This window comes from Mariniplasma anaerobium (assembly GCF_016865445.1).
Lineage (GTDB): Bacteria > Bacillota_I > Bacilli_A > Acholeplasmatales > Acholeplasmataceae > Mariniplasma > Mariniplasma anaerobium.
Map to the genome: position 1 here is coordinate 985,451 of NZ_AP024412.1, position 15,134 is coordinate 1,000,584.

A 15,134-nucleotide genomic window follows, 5' to 3' on the forward strand; every position below is an offset into this window, starting at 1 on the left:
GATATAATAAATTTAGGAAGTGATTATGATATTTAAGTTAGATATGATTCAAAAGTTTGAAAGTGATTTTAAACAAGAACTTAATCTAGATAAGAAGTACCTACCAATTTATGATAAGTTGGTGGTTCTTTTACATGATATCAATCCAACAATCGAATATACAGAGAAAAAATTGGCTTACCAACAACAAATTGCACTTGATGTGAATTTACAAATTCATAAGAAATATGCTTATGAAGTTGAACTTAAAAATAGTGCTTTAAGAACTTTTATTGAAGAACATAAGACTATTATTGATCAATTCCAAAAAGAAAAGATTATTAAATTACAAGCTATCAATAAAGAACAAAAAACAATACTTAAAGATTTTGAATTAAAAAAACAAAAAATCAAAGATATATATGAAGAAAAACAAAAACAAATAGAACAAAATCTTAAACGTGAACTTTCACAATTTGATAAAGAAAAATTATTTGCTCGTAAATTGAATCAAGAACAAACTCAAGAAATCGAATCAGAACAAAAAGCAACCTTACTCAACTTAGAAAAAACTTACGCTTCTTCTATTCATGAAGTTAATACTGATTTAGAAAAATTTGAACTTGATAAACAAAAAGAGCTAGAAGAAAATGAAGCTCATTTTGTCAATATTAAACTAGAAAACGACAAAATTTATTTAGATATTAGAAATAATTATCATCAATTGACTAAAGAATTTAATATCTCAATTAATAAATTAAAAAAGACACATGAAAAAGCGAAAAAAACATTAGAAACCAAATATCACAGTCAAATAAAACCAGTAACTGATCGTTTGGAACAACTCAATAATGATTATCAATCATCAATTGATAAAGCCAAAAAAGCATATCAAATGCAATTATTAGAACTTGATGATCTTTTCAATACGCAAAAAGAAGAATACGAAACTAAAAAAGAGAAAATCATTCATTTATCTAATGAATCTATAACTTTACTTAACTCTAAGTTATCAGCTTATAGGGAATCTATCAATCAAGAAAAAATAGATCAATCCAGAAATTTTAGAGATAACATCAAACACACTGATGATCCCCGTCTAAAAGATAAGATTAATCGTGATCTAACACGCACTTTAAACGCTATAGACAACGATTTAAACAAACAAATCTTAAGAACCCATAAAGACATCATCATCAAACAAAAACTGCTCCAACAAAGCTTATATGATCATGATATTAAACATTTAAAACAAATGAATGATTGGCGATTAAAAAGAAATCTTTTATCTTATGATTATAAACAAGACTTAGCAAAAATAGATCTTAACTATAACCATAACTTATCATTATCTAAAAAACATATAGATTTAATAGATGCCACTTATAAACATCAGTTATATTTAATAGAAATGACATTAAGAAACAATCTTTTACCACTTGAAAGTCAATTGACCATTCAATCTATGGTTCAAGAAAGAGAATTAAATCTTCTAAATAATGATCAACATATCGCAACGTATACATCTAAATTAAATGTTGCGCGTATCAGTCATAAATATCAATTAATGATTGAAAAGGCTAAACTCAAAGAGTATATAAGTAAATTAGATTATGATTCAGAAACCCAAGTTGTTCAAATTACAACACAACTTGAACTTGAAAAAACAAAATCTAAACGAGATTTTACGATCGAAGAACAAGATATTAGAGCAAATATTGCAAAAGCTATATTTGATAAAAATAAACAACACAATTATAAAGTCTATCTAAGTGATATTGATCAAATAGAACAACAAGAATATCGTAATGATATTGAAAAAAAATATAGCATAGATCAAATCAAACTCGATGAACATCTAAGATTTCATGAACAAGAATTCCTACTTTTAGAAACTAAATCTATTCATCAAGCAAATCAATCACACGAAAAAGCTTTACGATTAATGAAACTTTATCTAAACGAATTAACTCTAAATCAAAATCAAGTAGAACTACTTTTTGATGTCCTACGCCTATATTATCAAAAGCACCTTGATCTTAAACAACTCATTAAAGCATTATATCTTCTTCCTTCACATCCTGAGGTCTTCAAACATGTCTTAAAGAAATGCAATTCACTTCTAGAAGCATTCCAATTAGCAATCAAAGAAACTATTATATATTTTAAATCTTTAGATCTAACATATTATCAAAAAAAGATTGAAGATATGACTGGTTATAAATATATGATTAAACATGAAGATATTATGAATTTATATGAACAAGAGATACAAAAGGTTGAAGCACAAAAAAGTTTAATTCAAAATGAGATTTCACAACTAGAACAACAATTTTTCATCAATCAACAAAACTTAGAAAAACAAGAGCTTTTTATTCTTCAACTTAAAAAAGTTTCAGAAAATATTCAATCTGGTAAAATTAAATCTAAGCTCAAACATCAAGATTTAAAAGACAATCAAAAATTAATCTCAAATCATGAAAAAGATATTAAAGTTATTAAACATCGCTTGACAAGAATAGAAAAAGCAATTGATCAAAAACATATCAACCTACAACCATTTGATACACAAATAGAATTAGTTCAAAATAATATGAAAAAAGAACAACTCATCTTAGAAAAACACAAACTAAAAGAATCTGACTTCTATCAAGATTACGCTAATAGCAATCAAAAGATTTATGATTCATTATTAAGTGTGTTTTCACAATTTACTGATTCTCATATTCATTTCATTAAAAACTTAGAAGACACCGTCTATGTGACTGATTCACTTTTATATACCGAAGAGAAAAGATTAAATAAAGATCATATGTTATTTGGTCAAAAAATATTTAAACATCAACAATTTTTCTTAACCCATATTAGAGATTTTTATGAAGCAAATGATCAAAAACAAGAAGAGATTGTTAGAGATTTTAATAAGGCACAAAGCCATTTAACTCGAGAACTTGCAGAAAACAAAGCATCAGTATTAAATGATATCAAGAAACAACAAATCTCTCTTATTACTCAACAAGAAAAAGATATTAAATCTCAAGTTGAAACTCATAAAAACGATTTAAAATTAAAAGAAAATGCTGATAAAAAAGATTTATTAGTTATTACCAATCATATTAAATCCTTAGAAAATAACTTAGAGTTTTATTTAGACAAAATGAAACAAGAATTGAATCTTATTAATGATAATCAGATTCAAGTTGCTAGTCAATCTTTACAAGAATATGAAAAACAGCATATGATTTTAAACCATAACAACTACAAACAAGTTTCTAAATATGATCAACAACTTGAAGCGGAAGAAAAAAGTTTTCAAACACTTGATACTTCTATTTCTAATAAGAATCAAGCATTACTCATACGTTTTGAACAAAACAGAACAAAACAAATTGCTTTATTTGAAGAAAAAACAAAACAGTTCGAATCTAATATCGAAAAATCTAGAGAAACCAACAAAAATGAAATCAAAATCTATGATCATGATGTAACACTCATGCAAGAAACTAGATCTTATGAAATTAGAAATATGAAAGAACATACCAAACGATTTACCACTAAATCAGAAAAATCTCAACAAAAAGTTTATAAAAATGAGTTAAAATCTTTAAGATTAAATTATCGATTCAAATTAAAAGCACTTAAACTAAAATAGGAATTTATGGATTCCTATTTTTTTATATAAAAAAAAGAATAGTCAAATGACTATTCTATAAATTCAAACTCAAAATCAAAGATTCTTACGATATCTCCATTTTTTGCGCCTTTATCTCTTAATGCTTCATCAACACCTAAACTTCTTAATTGTCTAGCAAAACGTTTAACTGCTTCATCTTTAGTAAAATCAGTTCTTTCAAACATAATTTTTAACTTAGTTCCTGATAATTCAAAGACATTGTCTTCTGATATTTCAAGTTCAAAATCAGGTCCTTGAGCTTCAAACTCATAAAGTTTATGTGTTTCTTCATCTTTAGTTTCAATTTTCGGAGCTTCTTTTAACGCTTCTAGTGTTTTATACATTAAGGTCTTAACATTTTCTTGAGTAATAGCAGATATTAAGACAATATCATGAGAGATTTTAGATTTCAGCTCTTCAATCTTTTCTTTAGTATCTGGCATATCAATTTTATTAATCACAACGATCTGTGGTCTTTCTAGTAAAGCTTCATCATACATTTCAAGTTCATGATTAATTTTTACATAATCGCCATATGGATCATCTCTAGTGATATCTAGAACATGTAAAAAGACTTTACATCTTTCAATATGTTTTAAAAAGCGTATACCTAATCCATGACCGATATGAGCATCTTCGATTAATCCTGGCAAATCTGCTAGGACAAATGATTCTTCACCCACATAAACCATACCTAAGTTTGGTTGTAGTGTAGTGAAATGATATTCAGCAATCTTAGGTCTTGCATTAGAGACTACTGATATTATTGTTGATTTTCCAACACTTGGATATCCAACTAAACCAACATCAGCAATTACTTTTAATTCAATATGTAATTTTCTTACCTCACCTGGATCGCCATTTTCAGCATAATCAGGTGCAGGATTTTTCGCAGTCGCAAACGCAATATTTCCACGTCCACCTTTTCCACCACGAGCAACAACTAATCTTTCGTCATGGTTCGTGATTTCACCTAAGAAAAACTCTTTATTTTCACTATAAACAATAGTTCCTAGAGGAACTCTAATAAATCTATGCTCAGCATTTTTACCATGCATGCCTTTAGACATGCCATTTTCTCCGTTTTTTGCACGGATATGTCTTTGGTATCTTAAATCAATAAGATTGTTCTTTCCTTCATCACCAACAAAAATAATCGAACCACCATGTCCGCCATTTCCGCCCCAAGGACCACCATATTCAACATATTTTTCTCTTCGATATGAGGCCATACCATTTCCACCTCTACCGCCGAATACTTCTACTGTAACTTCATCAATAAACATTTTTAATCACCTGTTTTTCTATAAAAAAAGGATAACTAGGTTATCCTTCGTAGACTGATACTTGCTTTCTGTCACGACCTAAACGTTCGTATTTAACGGTGCCAGTAACTTTTGCAAATAGTGTGTCATCGCCGCCGCGTCCCACGTTGGTACCTGGGTGAATTTTAGTTCCTCTTTGACGGAAAATGATTGCTCCAGCTTTTGCATGCTGTCCATCTGATAACTTTAATCCTAAACGCTTAGATTCTGAATCACGACCATTACGAGTTGAACCTACACCTTTTTTAGATGCGAATAACTGTATATTTAACTTTAACATGTTATCCCTCCTTCTGATTTTTAATATAATTTGGATATTGTTTTTCTAAATCATGTAAGGTATATTCTAAATTTTTAATAAGTCCCGATACAATATCATTTTCTTTTAAAAGACTTAATTTAAAATAACCTTCACTTACATCTAGATCAATGAGTTGATCTAGTTTTAAATGCTCAATTGCGTTTGCGGTCAGAATCGTTGCAGTTGAAACAGCTGCACAGACGATATCTTCGCCTTTCGCTTTATAATTGGCATGTCCTTTAACAATAATTTCTTTTAATTGATTATTGTTATAAATACTTTTAACCGTAATCATGAGATTATGCTACGATTTTTTCAATAACTAATTTCGTATAAGCTTGGCGATGACCTTGTTTTTTGCGATATTTTTTTCTTACTTTGTACTTAAACACGATAATTTTTTTACCACGACCATGTTTTACTACTTTCGCAACTACTTTTGCACCTTCTACGACTGGTGTCCCAATCACAGGTTTTTCTCCGCCAATCATCAATACTTCAGTGAATTCATAAGTATCATCTGCTTCAACATCAAGTTTTTCAACATAAATTTCTTGACCTTCGACTACACGTACTTGTTTACCACCAGTTTTAATAACTGCATACATAAGCTGTTAACCTCCTTATTTTTTTATGAAGACTCACTATCAAGGTAGCATATTATGCGTTTAACACCTTTTCTATGTGGTACAACAGGAATATTTTATCGTAATTAAGGCAAAAAGTCAACCATAAAGTACAATTAAGCGGCTTTCTTTTTGTATATTTTTGATTTATCTCTTATTTGTAAAAATTAATCTTCTTCAGCCTCTTTTTTTTGCTTTTTAAATAGACTAATAAATTTCTTAGGTAAAATCAATACTGCATCACCAACAACTGATGGTAACATCTTAGCTGCTTCTAATAAAGCATCTCTTCTAATCTTCTCTTTAGTGATTTCAGTTGCATCACTAAATAAATATTTACGAGTAACAATACCAATTCTTAAAGTCAATAATGCATTAGATACACCTTGAGTTACACTACTCATAATCGGCTTGATTAAAGGTATCTCTCCTAAAGTGTTTAGTGTTGAAGCAGGTAGAACATCATTCATATCTACATTTTCTAAACCTTCTGCAATTAATGCTGTTGTAAAAACATTAATAGTTAGTTTAGATAAATTTTTATATGAAGGTCTAAATCCACACATTTCAACTAATTCTTTTATCATTTTCAAATTGACGACAATAATCGTAAAGAAATCTAGTCGACCATTTTGTGAAATAGCAGTTGAAATCATTACTGTTTTTGCATTTTTTCTAATACGTTTATTAATTTCTTTTTTAACATATTTATTAAACGTATGATGCAAAGCCCCTTGTAATAAAACTTTATCATTTAAAACTTTGGTTAAATTTTCTTTTTCTTCTTCTGGAATATAGTCTTCAGATAACAATCTTTTAACTACTTTTTTATATAATCTAAAATTCTTTCTTGATGTTTCTCCATCATCTAATGTCGTTTGAACAGAAAATGTTGGTGAAAACAAGATAATATGTACAGGTCTTAAAATAAGTGCATATACTAAAATGACTGTTAGTCCATAAAAAACATAAGAAAGATAAGGTGATATATTGGTTAATCTGTCACCAACATCTAATATGCTTGATAACAACATCAACATAAATAAAATGATAAATCCTATGGCAGCTAAGTACCAAAATATTTTTGTAGAATCTTTTTTCTTCATATAATCACATCCTTACCTAAAATTATATCATGAATTATGTTAATTTTGTTCTATGTTTTGATTTAATAGAATAAAATTCATGATGACCAATAATGATATGATCAATTAAATCAATCCCCATGACTTCTGAAGTTTTTTCTAAGTGATATGTTGCTTTCTCATCTGCTTTAGATGGTTGAGAATCCCCAGATGGATGATTATGAACAAAAATCATTGCAGCAGCTGCATAGATTACTGCTTTTTTATAAATCTCTCTTGGATGAATCATCATTTGATTAATTGTTCCAATATAAATGGTTTCTCTTTTAATGATTTCACTTTTAATGTTTAAATAGATTACAATAAAATGCTCTTGCTCTAGATGAGATATCTCATCATGAAGTAAGTAATAAACATCACTGGGTGAAGATATTTTAATCTTTTGTTCTCTTTTAAATACAGAAAGTCTATAACCTAGCTCAATTGCTGCTAAAATAGTTGTAGCTTTTGCTCCCTTAATTCCTTTAATCTTTAATAATTCAAGATAGGTTATCTTTTTTAATTCTTCTAATGAAGTTAGATGATATAAGACATGCTTTGATAATTCTAAAACTGATTGATCATGATATCCTGTTCTAAGTAATATTGCTAATAATTCTTCATTAGACAAAGCTTTAGCTCCATGTGCTATTAATCTCTCACGAGGTCTTTGATCTAATGGCATTTCTTTAACTAAATACATAAAAAACATCTCCTTATTTAATTGATAATAAGTGAGATGTTTATATTTTACTTCTTAAATTGATTTGATAACATTTTTTTAGCATATCCTACAAAGTGAAGTGATCCTGTAATTAAGAGTATATCATTTGATGTAAGTTTATTATACAATTGATTAAATGCTTCATTAAAATCTTTAATATAAAAAATAGATTGATCAGTATATTCAGATAAATCCTTATATCTAAAATCATCAAATGAAGTGATGACAATAGATGAAGAAAATGTCTTGACGATATCTAACATTGCTTTTATATCTTTATCACCTAACGCACTAAATAAGACGTGAATATTTTTATCTTTAAATGTTTCCGATAAACTATCAGATAAAGCAGATAATGCATGAGCATTATGTGCACCATCTATATAGACTTGATCTGCAATAGATTCTAATCGACCAGCCCATATTGCCTTTTTTAGACCCTTTTGTATGGTTTTCATATCTATGCTCGGATATACATATAAAGCAGCTTCTATAGCCAATATAGAGTTTAATATTTGATGTTTTCCCAGTAGAGATACACTATATGTTTCATGTTGATAGATATAGTTAACAGGATTTAAAGATACTACCTGATAAGCCAAATCGTTAATAAGTCTATAAGTCACATCCATATCCTTCATGAACGATATGAAATAAGGATAAAGTTCTTTGTCGACTGTTGAGATCAAATGGTTCTTGCTTTTTAATATGCCTAGTTTATTAGACGCAATCGATTCTAAAGTGTTACCTAGTTGTTTCATATGATCAAAACCAATATTTGTAATTAAAGACACATCACAATTAATAACATTTGTCGCATCTAACAATCCACCCAATCCAACTTCCATAATAATGACATCAACTTTTGTCTTGTGATAATAACTTAGTGCCATTAATGTTAAAAGTTCAAAGAAGGCAAGATGTTCTCCATATGCTTTTAAAAAAGTTTCGTTAAATGTATAGATCTCATTTATTTCTACTAATAAATCCTCATCATTAATCATTAATCCATTCATTCTGATGCGTTCATTAAAGCTAATCAAATATGGTGATGTATATGTGCCCACAGATAAACCCATCTCTAAAAAGATGTGTGTTAAATAAGAGCATACAGAACCTTTTCCATTTGTACCTCCAACATGAATAAACTTAGTATCTTTAAATGATAGATCTAACATATTATAAGCAAATTTCATACGTGATAGGTCTGTTTTAGGCTTAAACTTTGTTTGTGTTTCTATCCAATAAATGGCTTCTTTTATATCTTTAAACATAAGTTTTTAATTTTTCAACCACGATTTCATATTGTTTTTTATAATCTTCATATTTTTCTTTTTCAAGATTAATTTTAGATTCTGGTGCTTTTGAAATGAATTTTTCATTTTGCAATAATGATTCGCTTCTCTTAATTTCATTTTCTAAATCACTTTGTTGCTTAATCAAAGCTTCTTTTTCCATTAAAGGATCAATAATATCTGATTTTAATACATAAGCAATAATCTTAGACCCAACTAAAACAATTGTCTCAGATGATGTGTTAAGTTTTTGTGAGATTGTTAATACATTTGTGTTTAAGAACTTTTTAAAGTATGCATCAAACTTAGCAAACACTTCTAAATCATTTTTATCTTCTATCACTAACTCGATATCTAATGGTTTAGATGGTGCAACATTATGTTCCGCTCTTAAGTTTCTTACCTTTGTAATAACATCTTTAACTTCATTAAAGATATCAATAGATGTTTGGTCGCTGTAATCAGCAACTGGCCAACTAGATAACATAATCGTTTCTTCAGTTGATATTTCTAAGAATAATTTTTCAGTTACAAAAGGAATAAATGGATGCATTAACTTTAAGATATCTTTTAAGACTTTAATTAAAACCCATTGAGTCGTTTGATTTTGTTTTTCATCTTTTAAAGATACTTTAGCAAATTCAACATACCAATTTGCGAAATCTTCCCAAATAAAATGATAAAGTGATCTTGAAACTTCACCAAATTCAAATTTTTCATAATTATAATCAGCTTCTTTAATGGTTTCAGATAATCTTGATAAAATCCATTGATCAGCTAAATTAAACTCACTATCTTTTTTAACGTTAATATCCTCGATATTCATCGTAATAAATCTTGTGATATTCCATAATTTATTAATAAAGTTCCATGATGATTCAACTTTTTCTTCTTCATATCTTAAATCTGCACCTGGTGCAGAATTGGTTGTCAAGAAATATCTCAAGGCATCAACGCCATATTGTTCAATGACATCCATTGGATCAACACCATTACCTAAAGACTTACTCATTTTTCTACCTTGTGCATCTCTGATAAGACCATGAATTAGTATTCTTTCAAATGGATCTTGTTTTGTAAACTCTAGACCTTGAAAAATCATACGTGCAACCCAAAAGAAGATAATATCATATCCTGTAACCATAACACTTGTTGGATAATATCTCTTAAAGTCTTCTGTTATTTCAGGCCATCCTAATGTGGAAAATGGCCATAATGCGCTACTAAACCATGTATCAAGCACATCCTCATCTTGAGTCCAATCAGAGCCAGGAGATTCAATTTGAACCTTAACTTGATCATCTTTATACCATGCTGGTATTCTATGTCCCCACCATAATTGGCGACTGATACACCAATCATATGTATCTGTCATCCAGTTAACAAAAATCTTTTTAAATCTTGATGGTACAAATTCAGACGTTGATTCATCTAGGGCTTGTTTTGATAATTCTTCCATCTTAACAAACCATTGTAGTGATAATCTAGGCTCAACAATAACGCCAGTTCTTTCACTGTATCCTACATTATTTGTGTAACTTTCAATTTTTTCTAATAAATCAATAGCTCGAAGATCTTCTACTAATTTTTCTCTACATGTAAATCTTTCTAAACCTTGGTATTTATGTGCCATTTCATTCATCGTGCCATCTTCATTCATACACAATGGCATATCTAAATTGTGTCTTTTCCCTACTTCAAAGTCATTTGGATCATGCGCTGGAGTAACTTTAACAACACCTGTTCCAAATTCCATATCTACATAATCATCTACAATTACTGGAATTTCTACTTTACTTCCAGGAATATAAACAGACTTGCCTACATATTGACTAAATCTTTTATCATCTGGATGAACCATCAATGCTTGATCTGCAAACATGGTTTCAGGTCTTGTAGTCGCAATAACTAAATATCCTGGTTGATCTGTAAATGGATATCTAAAATAATATAGTTTACCTTGTGTTTCTTCATGTTCAACTTCAATATTTGATAATGCTGTTTTTGCTTCAACATCCCAGTTAATAATACGATGTCCTCTATAAATATATCCTTTTTCATATAATGATAAAAAGACCTTATTAACAGCGTCATTTAACTTTTGATCTAGTGTAAATCTTTCTTTATCATAATCAACAGAATTACCTAATGCAGCCCATTGAGTTTTAATAAAGTTTGCGTACTCTTCTTTCCATGCCCAAGCATGTCTCAAAAAGCTTTCTCTTCCTATATCATATCTTGATATGCCACTTGCTTTAAGTCTTGCGTCAATTTTTGCTTGAGTCGCAATACCAGCATGATCCATACCTGGAAGAAAGAGTGTATCATATCCCATCATCCGTTTACGTCTGATGATGATATCTTGTAATGTATTATCCCATGCATGTCCTAAATGTAGTTTACCTGTTACATTTGGTGGTGGAATAACGATACTAAATGGTTTACCTTTTTTGTTTATACCTGATTTAAAATATCCTTTATCAACCCATGTTTGATATCTGCCTGCTTCAACCTCTTTAAAATCATATTTAGGTTTTAGTGTTGTCATGATCAATCAACTCCTTATAATCTCTTTTTGTCATGTGATATACCATGACATCTATATCTTCTTTATCCATATATTCTCTTTTTTCTGTCTTTAGGTATCTAAACCCACATTTTTCAATAACCCGCTTAGATTGAGTATTTGAGACCATATGGCCACACATGATTTCATCTAATCCAAGTGCATTAAAGCCATAATCTAAAACTTTAAAGCACGCTTCGACAATTAAGCCTTGTCCCCAATATTTATCATCAAGAACATATCCTATTTCTCTTCTGTTTTCGACTGCATTTTCAAAATTTCTAACATGCAGACCAATGGTTCCAATTAAAGCATCATCAGTTTTAGTCGTTATACCCCAAACTTCTTGTTCCCGTATTAATAATTTTAATATCTTTGCAGTCTCTTTAATGTTTTTATGTGGAGACCATCCAGCCATGGGACCAATATTTGGTTTTTTTGCATATGCAAAAAGATCTTGCACATCTCTTAAAGCTAAATCTCTTAAAATTAATCTTTTTGTTATTAATGTTTTCATAAATCCTCCAAAAAATAAAAAAACGTCCTTAGAATAAATCTAAGGACGACATATTATCGCGGTACCACCTTAGTTCTAGAAATAAATTTCTAGCACTTAATCCTTTTAACGCAAGGCATACGCTTTTAACTACTACTATTTCATTAAAAGTGCTCCTAGGCTACCTTCATGAGTTTCAATCGAATTTCGCACCTTTCAATTCGTCTCTTTAAATGAAATCCTCATTACTCTTCCTATTCATCACATATGTAATTATATTAGCATAAAGACTCTTATTAAACAAGTATTTTAAGCTTTATTACTTTTTTCGAACTTCCAAGTATCTTTGCACATATCTAGAATCGTTTTTTCTGCTTTCCATCCTAATTTATCATAAGCTTTAGTTGCATCTGCATAACTATTTGATATATCTCCTGGTCTTCTACCTACAATTTTATAAGGTATTTCTATTTTATTAGCTTTTTCAAAAGCTGTTAAGAGCTCTAAAACAGAAACGCCAATACCAGTGCCTAGATTATAAACTTCAACACTATCTAATAGTTTTTCAATAGCAAGGACATGACCTTTAGCTAAATCAACCACATGAATATAATCTCTTACACCTGTTCCATCAGGTGTATCATAATCATTTCCATAAATACTTAAGATTGGTAATTTTTTATTGGCAACTTTTTGTATATAAGGCATTAAATTATTTGGAATACCATTTGGTTGTTCACCAATTAAACCTGAACTATGTGCCCCAACTGGATTAAAATATCTTAAGATTGATACTTTAAAGTCTTTATTGACTTGAGCCGTATCTTTTAAAATACGTTCACTCATCGCTTTAGTTTCACCATATGGATTGGTTGTTGGAAGTAATTCCATATCTTCAGAAAAAGGAACCTTTTGATCTCCATAAACGGTTGCACTTGATGAGAATACAAATTTATTAACACCATATTTAATTGCTAATTGACTTAAATTAATTGTAGATACCAAATTATTATAATAATAAGCCAAAGGAATTGATACTGACTCACCAACAGCCTTTAATCCAGCGAAATGGATGATTCCATCAAATTGATGAAGTTTAAATATAGCTTCTAACTTGATATGATCTGTACAATCAACTTTATAAAATATAGGTTTAACACCAGAAATTTTAAAAATTTTATCTATTGTTTCTTCATTTGAATTTACTAAATTATCAACAATTACAACACTATGACCTGCAGCAATCAATTCAACTACAGTATGTGAACCAATATAACCTGTACCACCAGAAACTAATATATTCATATAATCCTCCATTTACTCATAACTTTCTATCGTATCTATAATGATATCGATTTGAACACTGAAAAATAAATTATTAATACCTTCACCAACATATTCATCAACATATGCCATGGTATTAATGCCGACTAACTTACCATATACATCTATTAAAGCTCCACCACTGTTTCCAGGATTAATACCTGCAGTGTGTTGAATCATCATGGTATCCATACCATCATAGTCCCACATGGATCGATTAACCATTGAAACAATTCCTGAAGTTATAGTATTTGGAAGATCAAGTGGTGATCCGATTGCAAAAACCATTTCTCCTACGCGTATATCTGATAAATCCGCAAATTCAACAGGTACAAAAGTTTTAGTGGATGTAAAAGTCATTAAAGCAAGATCATTTGTTACATCTTTCCATAAAAGATTAATATTGTTATCACTGATAATCGTGTCGCTTGTATTTCCAAACAATGTTATTTCAAACTCAAAACCTTCACTTCCATCGACAACGTGATGATTTGTTAAAACATAATAGGTTGAGCCACTTTTATCTATGATAACTCCTGAGCCACCACCTATATAATCTAAGCCATCATAAATATCAATCATCACTACAGATTTTTGAATTTCAGATAACATATCATTGATATAATCTTCATATAATTCAATGATGTATAAAGGATCAAGATCAAGTGGATTTAGTGATTCAAACGGATAGTTCTCTATAATAGATTCAATATCATCAGTTGTTAATATCTCTTCATCTAAAACCCATTTTGCATAAACAGTCATATCTTTATAAACTACTGCATTAAAGTACGCTGGATAATTAAGATCACTATCTAAAAACCATCCTGAAAACTTGTATCCATCTTTTACTGGGATCATGCCTGGAAGTTCTCCACTGCTTATTGAAGCAATACTTGAACCACCATTTGATTCAAAATCAATGGTATAATCTATAGTTTCAGCTGCACAAGCTGTTAAACTTAGTAATAATGCAAATAAAACAAATAATGTCAATTTTTTCATATGTATATTCCTTATGTGTAGAAATTTAACTTCTACGATCTAGCTAGCATATCACACATACTGTGTAATCTTATGTTAAGGATGAATCACTTCGTCTATTCTTGACAAGAATAATGTTTCAACCTTATCTATGTTTTCTTTTGTTACATTGCTTATAGCAATAAATATCTCAGGATTACTTAACATACCTTTGATTAATTTTTCTTGTTTAAATTGTTTTGTCTTAGGTATTTTATCCTTTTTAGTTGCAACAACAATGACTTCACGACCCAATTGTCTTAAAAATTGATATGTATTTAAATCATCTTTTGTTGGACCTACTTTGAAATCAATTAAAAGACAAACAAATAACAAATCCTGATTATCAAGCAAGAACTTTTCTATCATAATGATAAAATCATCTTTTAAACTTTTAGATCGTCTTGCATATCCATAGCCAGGTGCATCTACAAGATAAAAGTTTTGATTGATTAAATAAAAATTTAATAACAAAGTTTTACCTGGTGTTTTAGAAACTCTAGCTAAATTTTTTCTGTTAGTTAAGCTATTGATAAAAGAGCTTTTCCCTACATTACTACGTCCTAAAAGTAGTATTTGAGGTAAAACATCTGGTTTATCTTTTAAATCTGTTAAGCTTTTTATATACATTGCTTCTTTAATCACATTTACACATCCTTAATATAGTAAAAAGTAGTCA

Annotated in this window: 13 protein-coding genes and 1 other annotated feature; of the genes, 1 reads left to right on the forward strand and 12 read right to left on the reverse strand. The window is 29.3% G+C overall.

All coding sequences use genetic code 11. The features are described 5' to 3' along the window. Positions 1 to 25 precede the first annotated feature (25 nt). Positions 26 to 3,631: a hypothetical protein gene (locus MPAN_RS04775; RefSeq protein ID WP_231756737.1), complete on the forward strand. Its 3,606-nt coding sequence runs from the start codon at positions 26 to 28 to the stop codon at positions 3,629 to 3,631. Positions 3,632 to 3,681: 50 nt separating this feature from the next. Here the strand turns inward: MPAN_RS04775 and obgE are convergent, their stop codons facing one another. The 12 genes from obgE to yihA form a co-directional block, all read right to left on the reverse strand. After that, the gene (obgE, locus tag MPAN_RS04780) at positions 3,682 to 4,938 is read right to left on the reverse strand and encodes a GTPase ObgE (RefSeq protein WP_176239514.1); all 1,257 of its coding nucleotides are present in this window, start codon (positions 4,936 to 4,938) and stop codon (positions 3,682 to 3,684) included. 40 nt (positions 4,939 to 4,978) lie between these two features. Further along, positions 4,979 to 5,257 (reverse strand): 50S ribosomal protein L27, encoded by a 279-nt coding sequence (gene rpmA, locus MPAN_RS04785; protein ID WP_176239515.1) that lies wholly within the window; start codon positions 5,255 to 5,257, stop codon positions 4,979 to 4,981. Between the two features lies 1 nt (position 5,258). Next, complete coding sequence (locus MPAN_RS04790; RefSeq protein ID WP_176239516.1) at positions 5,259 to 5,573, reverse strand: ribosomal-processing cysteine protease Prp; 315 nt, start codon at positions 5,571 to 5,573, stop codon at positions 5,259 to 5,261. A gap of 4 nt (positions 5,574 to 5,577) precedes the next feature. Beyond that, on the reverse strand, positions 5,578 to 5,886 hold the full coding sequence (gene rplU / locus MPAN_RS04795) for a 50S ribosomal protein L21 (protein WP_176239517.1): 309 nt from the start codon (positions 5,884 to 5,886) through the stop codon (positions 5,578 to 5,580). 185 nt (positions 5,887 to 6,071) lie between these two features. Beyond that, a complete protein-coding gene (locus tag MPAN_RS04800) occupies positions 6,072 to 7,010 on the reverse strand; it encodes a YcjF family protein (protein ID WP_176239518.1) in 939 nt (312 codons plus the stop codon). Positions 7,011 to 7,044: 34 nt separating this feature from the next. Then, positions 7,045 to 7,731 carry a RadC family protein gene (gene radC / locus MPAN_RS04805; protein WP_176239519.1) on the reverse strand — a complete coding sequence of 229 codons (687 nt, stop codon included), beginning with the start codon at positions 7,729 to 7,731 and terminating at the stop codon, positions 7,045 to 7,047. A gap of 47 nt (positions 7,732 to 7,778) precedes the next feature. Next, positions 7,779 to 9,026: a bifunctional folylpolyglutamate synthase/dihydrofolate synthase gene (locus tag MPAN_RS04810; protein ID WP_176239520.1), complete on the reverse strand. Its 1,248-nt coding sequence runs from the start codon at positions 9,024 to 9,026 to the stop codon at positions 7,779 to 7,781. Next, positions 9,019 to 11,595: a valine--tRNA ligase gene (locus MPAN_RS04815; protein WP_176239521.1), complete on the reverse strand. Its 2,577-nt coding sequence runs from the start codon at positions 11,593 to 11,595 to the stop codon at positions 9,019 to 9,021. Before MPAN_RS04815 ends, MPAN_RS04810 begins: the two co-directional genes overlap by 8 nt. Further along, the gene (locus MPAN_RS04820) at positions 11,576 to 12,130 is read right to left on the reverse strand and encodes a GNAT family N-acetyltransferase (RefSeq protein WP_176239522.1); all 555 of its coding nucleotides are present in this window, start codon (positions 12,128 to 12,130) and stop codon (positions 11,576 to 11,578) included. The genes MPAN_RS04815 and MPAN_RS04820 overlap by 20 nt, the downstream gene beginning before the upstream one ends. Before the next feature lie 38 nt (positions 12,131 to 12,168). Continuing rightward, positions 12,169 to 12,380: a binding site (T-box leader), on the reverse strand. A gap of 38 nt (positions 12,381 to 12,418) precedes the next feature. Further along, positions 12,419 to 13,414, reverse strand: a complete 996-nt coding sequence (gene galE, locus MPAN_RS04825) for a UDP-glucose 4-epimerase GalE (RefSeq protein ID WP_176239523.1) — start codon at positions 13,412 to 13,414, stop codon at positions 12,419 to 12,421. 12 nt (positions 13,415 to 13,426) lie between these two features. Next, positions 13,427 to 14,437 carry a trypsin-like peptidase domain-containing protein gene (locus tag MPAN_RS04830; RefSeq protein WP_176239524.1) on the reverse strand — a complete coding sequence of 337 codons (1,011 nt, stop codon included), beginning with the start codon at positions 14,435 to 14,437 and terminating at the stop codon, positions 13,427 to 13,429. Positions 14,438 to 14,512: 75 nt separating this feature from the next. Further along, positions 14,513 to 15,100 carry a ribosome biogenesis GTP-binding protein YihA/YsxC gene (gene yihA / locus MPAN_RS04835; RefSeq protein WP_176239525.1) on the reverse strand — a complete coding sequence of 196 codons (588 nt, stop codon included), beginning with the start codon at positions 15,098 to 15,100 and terminating at the stop codon, positions 14,513 to 14,515. Between the last annotated feature and the right edge of the window lie 34 nt (positions 15,101 to 15,134).

Coding starts and splice junctions, on each gene's coding strand:
- radC (WP_176239519.1), bottom strand. CDS start 7,731: ATGTATTTAGTTAAAGAAATGCCATTAGATCAAAGACCTCGTGAGAGA.
- obgE (WP_176239514.1), bottom strand. CDS start 4,938: ATGTTTATTGATGAAGTTACAGTAGAAGTATTCGGCGGTAGAGGTGGA.
- rplU (WP_176239517.1), bottom strand. CDS start 5,886: ATGTATGCAGTTATTAAAACTGGTGGTAAACAAGTACGTGTAGTCGAA.
- MPAN_RS04820 (WP_176239522.1), bottom strand. CDS start 12,130: ATGAAAACATTAATAACAAAAAGATTAATTTTAAGAGATTTAGCTTTA.
- rpmA (WP_176239515.1), bottom strand. CDS start 5,257: ATGTTAAAGTTAAATATACAGTTATTCGCATCTAAAAAAGGTGTAGGT.
- MPAN_RS04775 (WP_231756737.1), top strand. CDS start 26: ATGATATTTAAGTTAGATATGATTCAAAAGTTTGAAAGTGATTTTAAA.
- MPAN_RS04800 (WP_176239518.1), bottom strand. CDS start 7,010: ATGAAGAAAAAAGATTCTACAAAAATATTTTGGTACTTAGCTGCCATA.
- MPAN_RS04830 (WP_176239524.1), bottom strand. CDS start 14,437: ATGAAAAAATTGACATTATTTGTTTTATTTGCATTATTACTAAGTTTA.
- MPAN_RS04790 (WP_176239516.1), bottom strand. CDS start 5,573: ATGATTACGGTTAAAAGTATTTATAACAATAATCAATTAAAAGAAATT.
- galE (WP_176239523.1), bottom strand. CDS start 13,414: ATGAATATATTAGTTTCTGGTGGTACAGGTTATATTGGTTCACATACT.
- MPAN_RS04815 (WP_176239521.1), bottom strand. CDS start 11,595: ATGACAACACTAAAACCTAAATATGATTTTAAAGAGGTTGAAGCAGGC.
- MPAN_RS04810 (WP_176239520.1), bottom strand. CDS start 9,026: ATGTTTAAAGATATAAAAGAAGCCATTTATTGGATAGAAACACAAACA.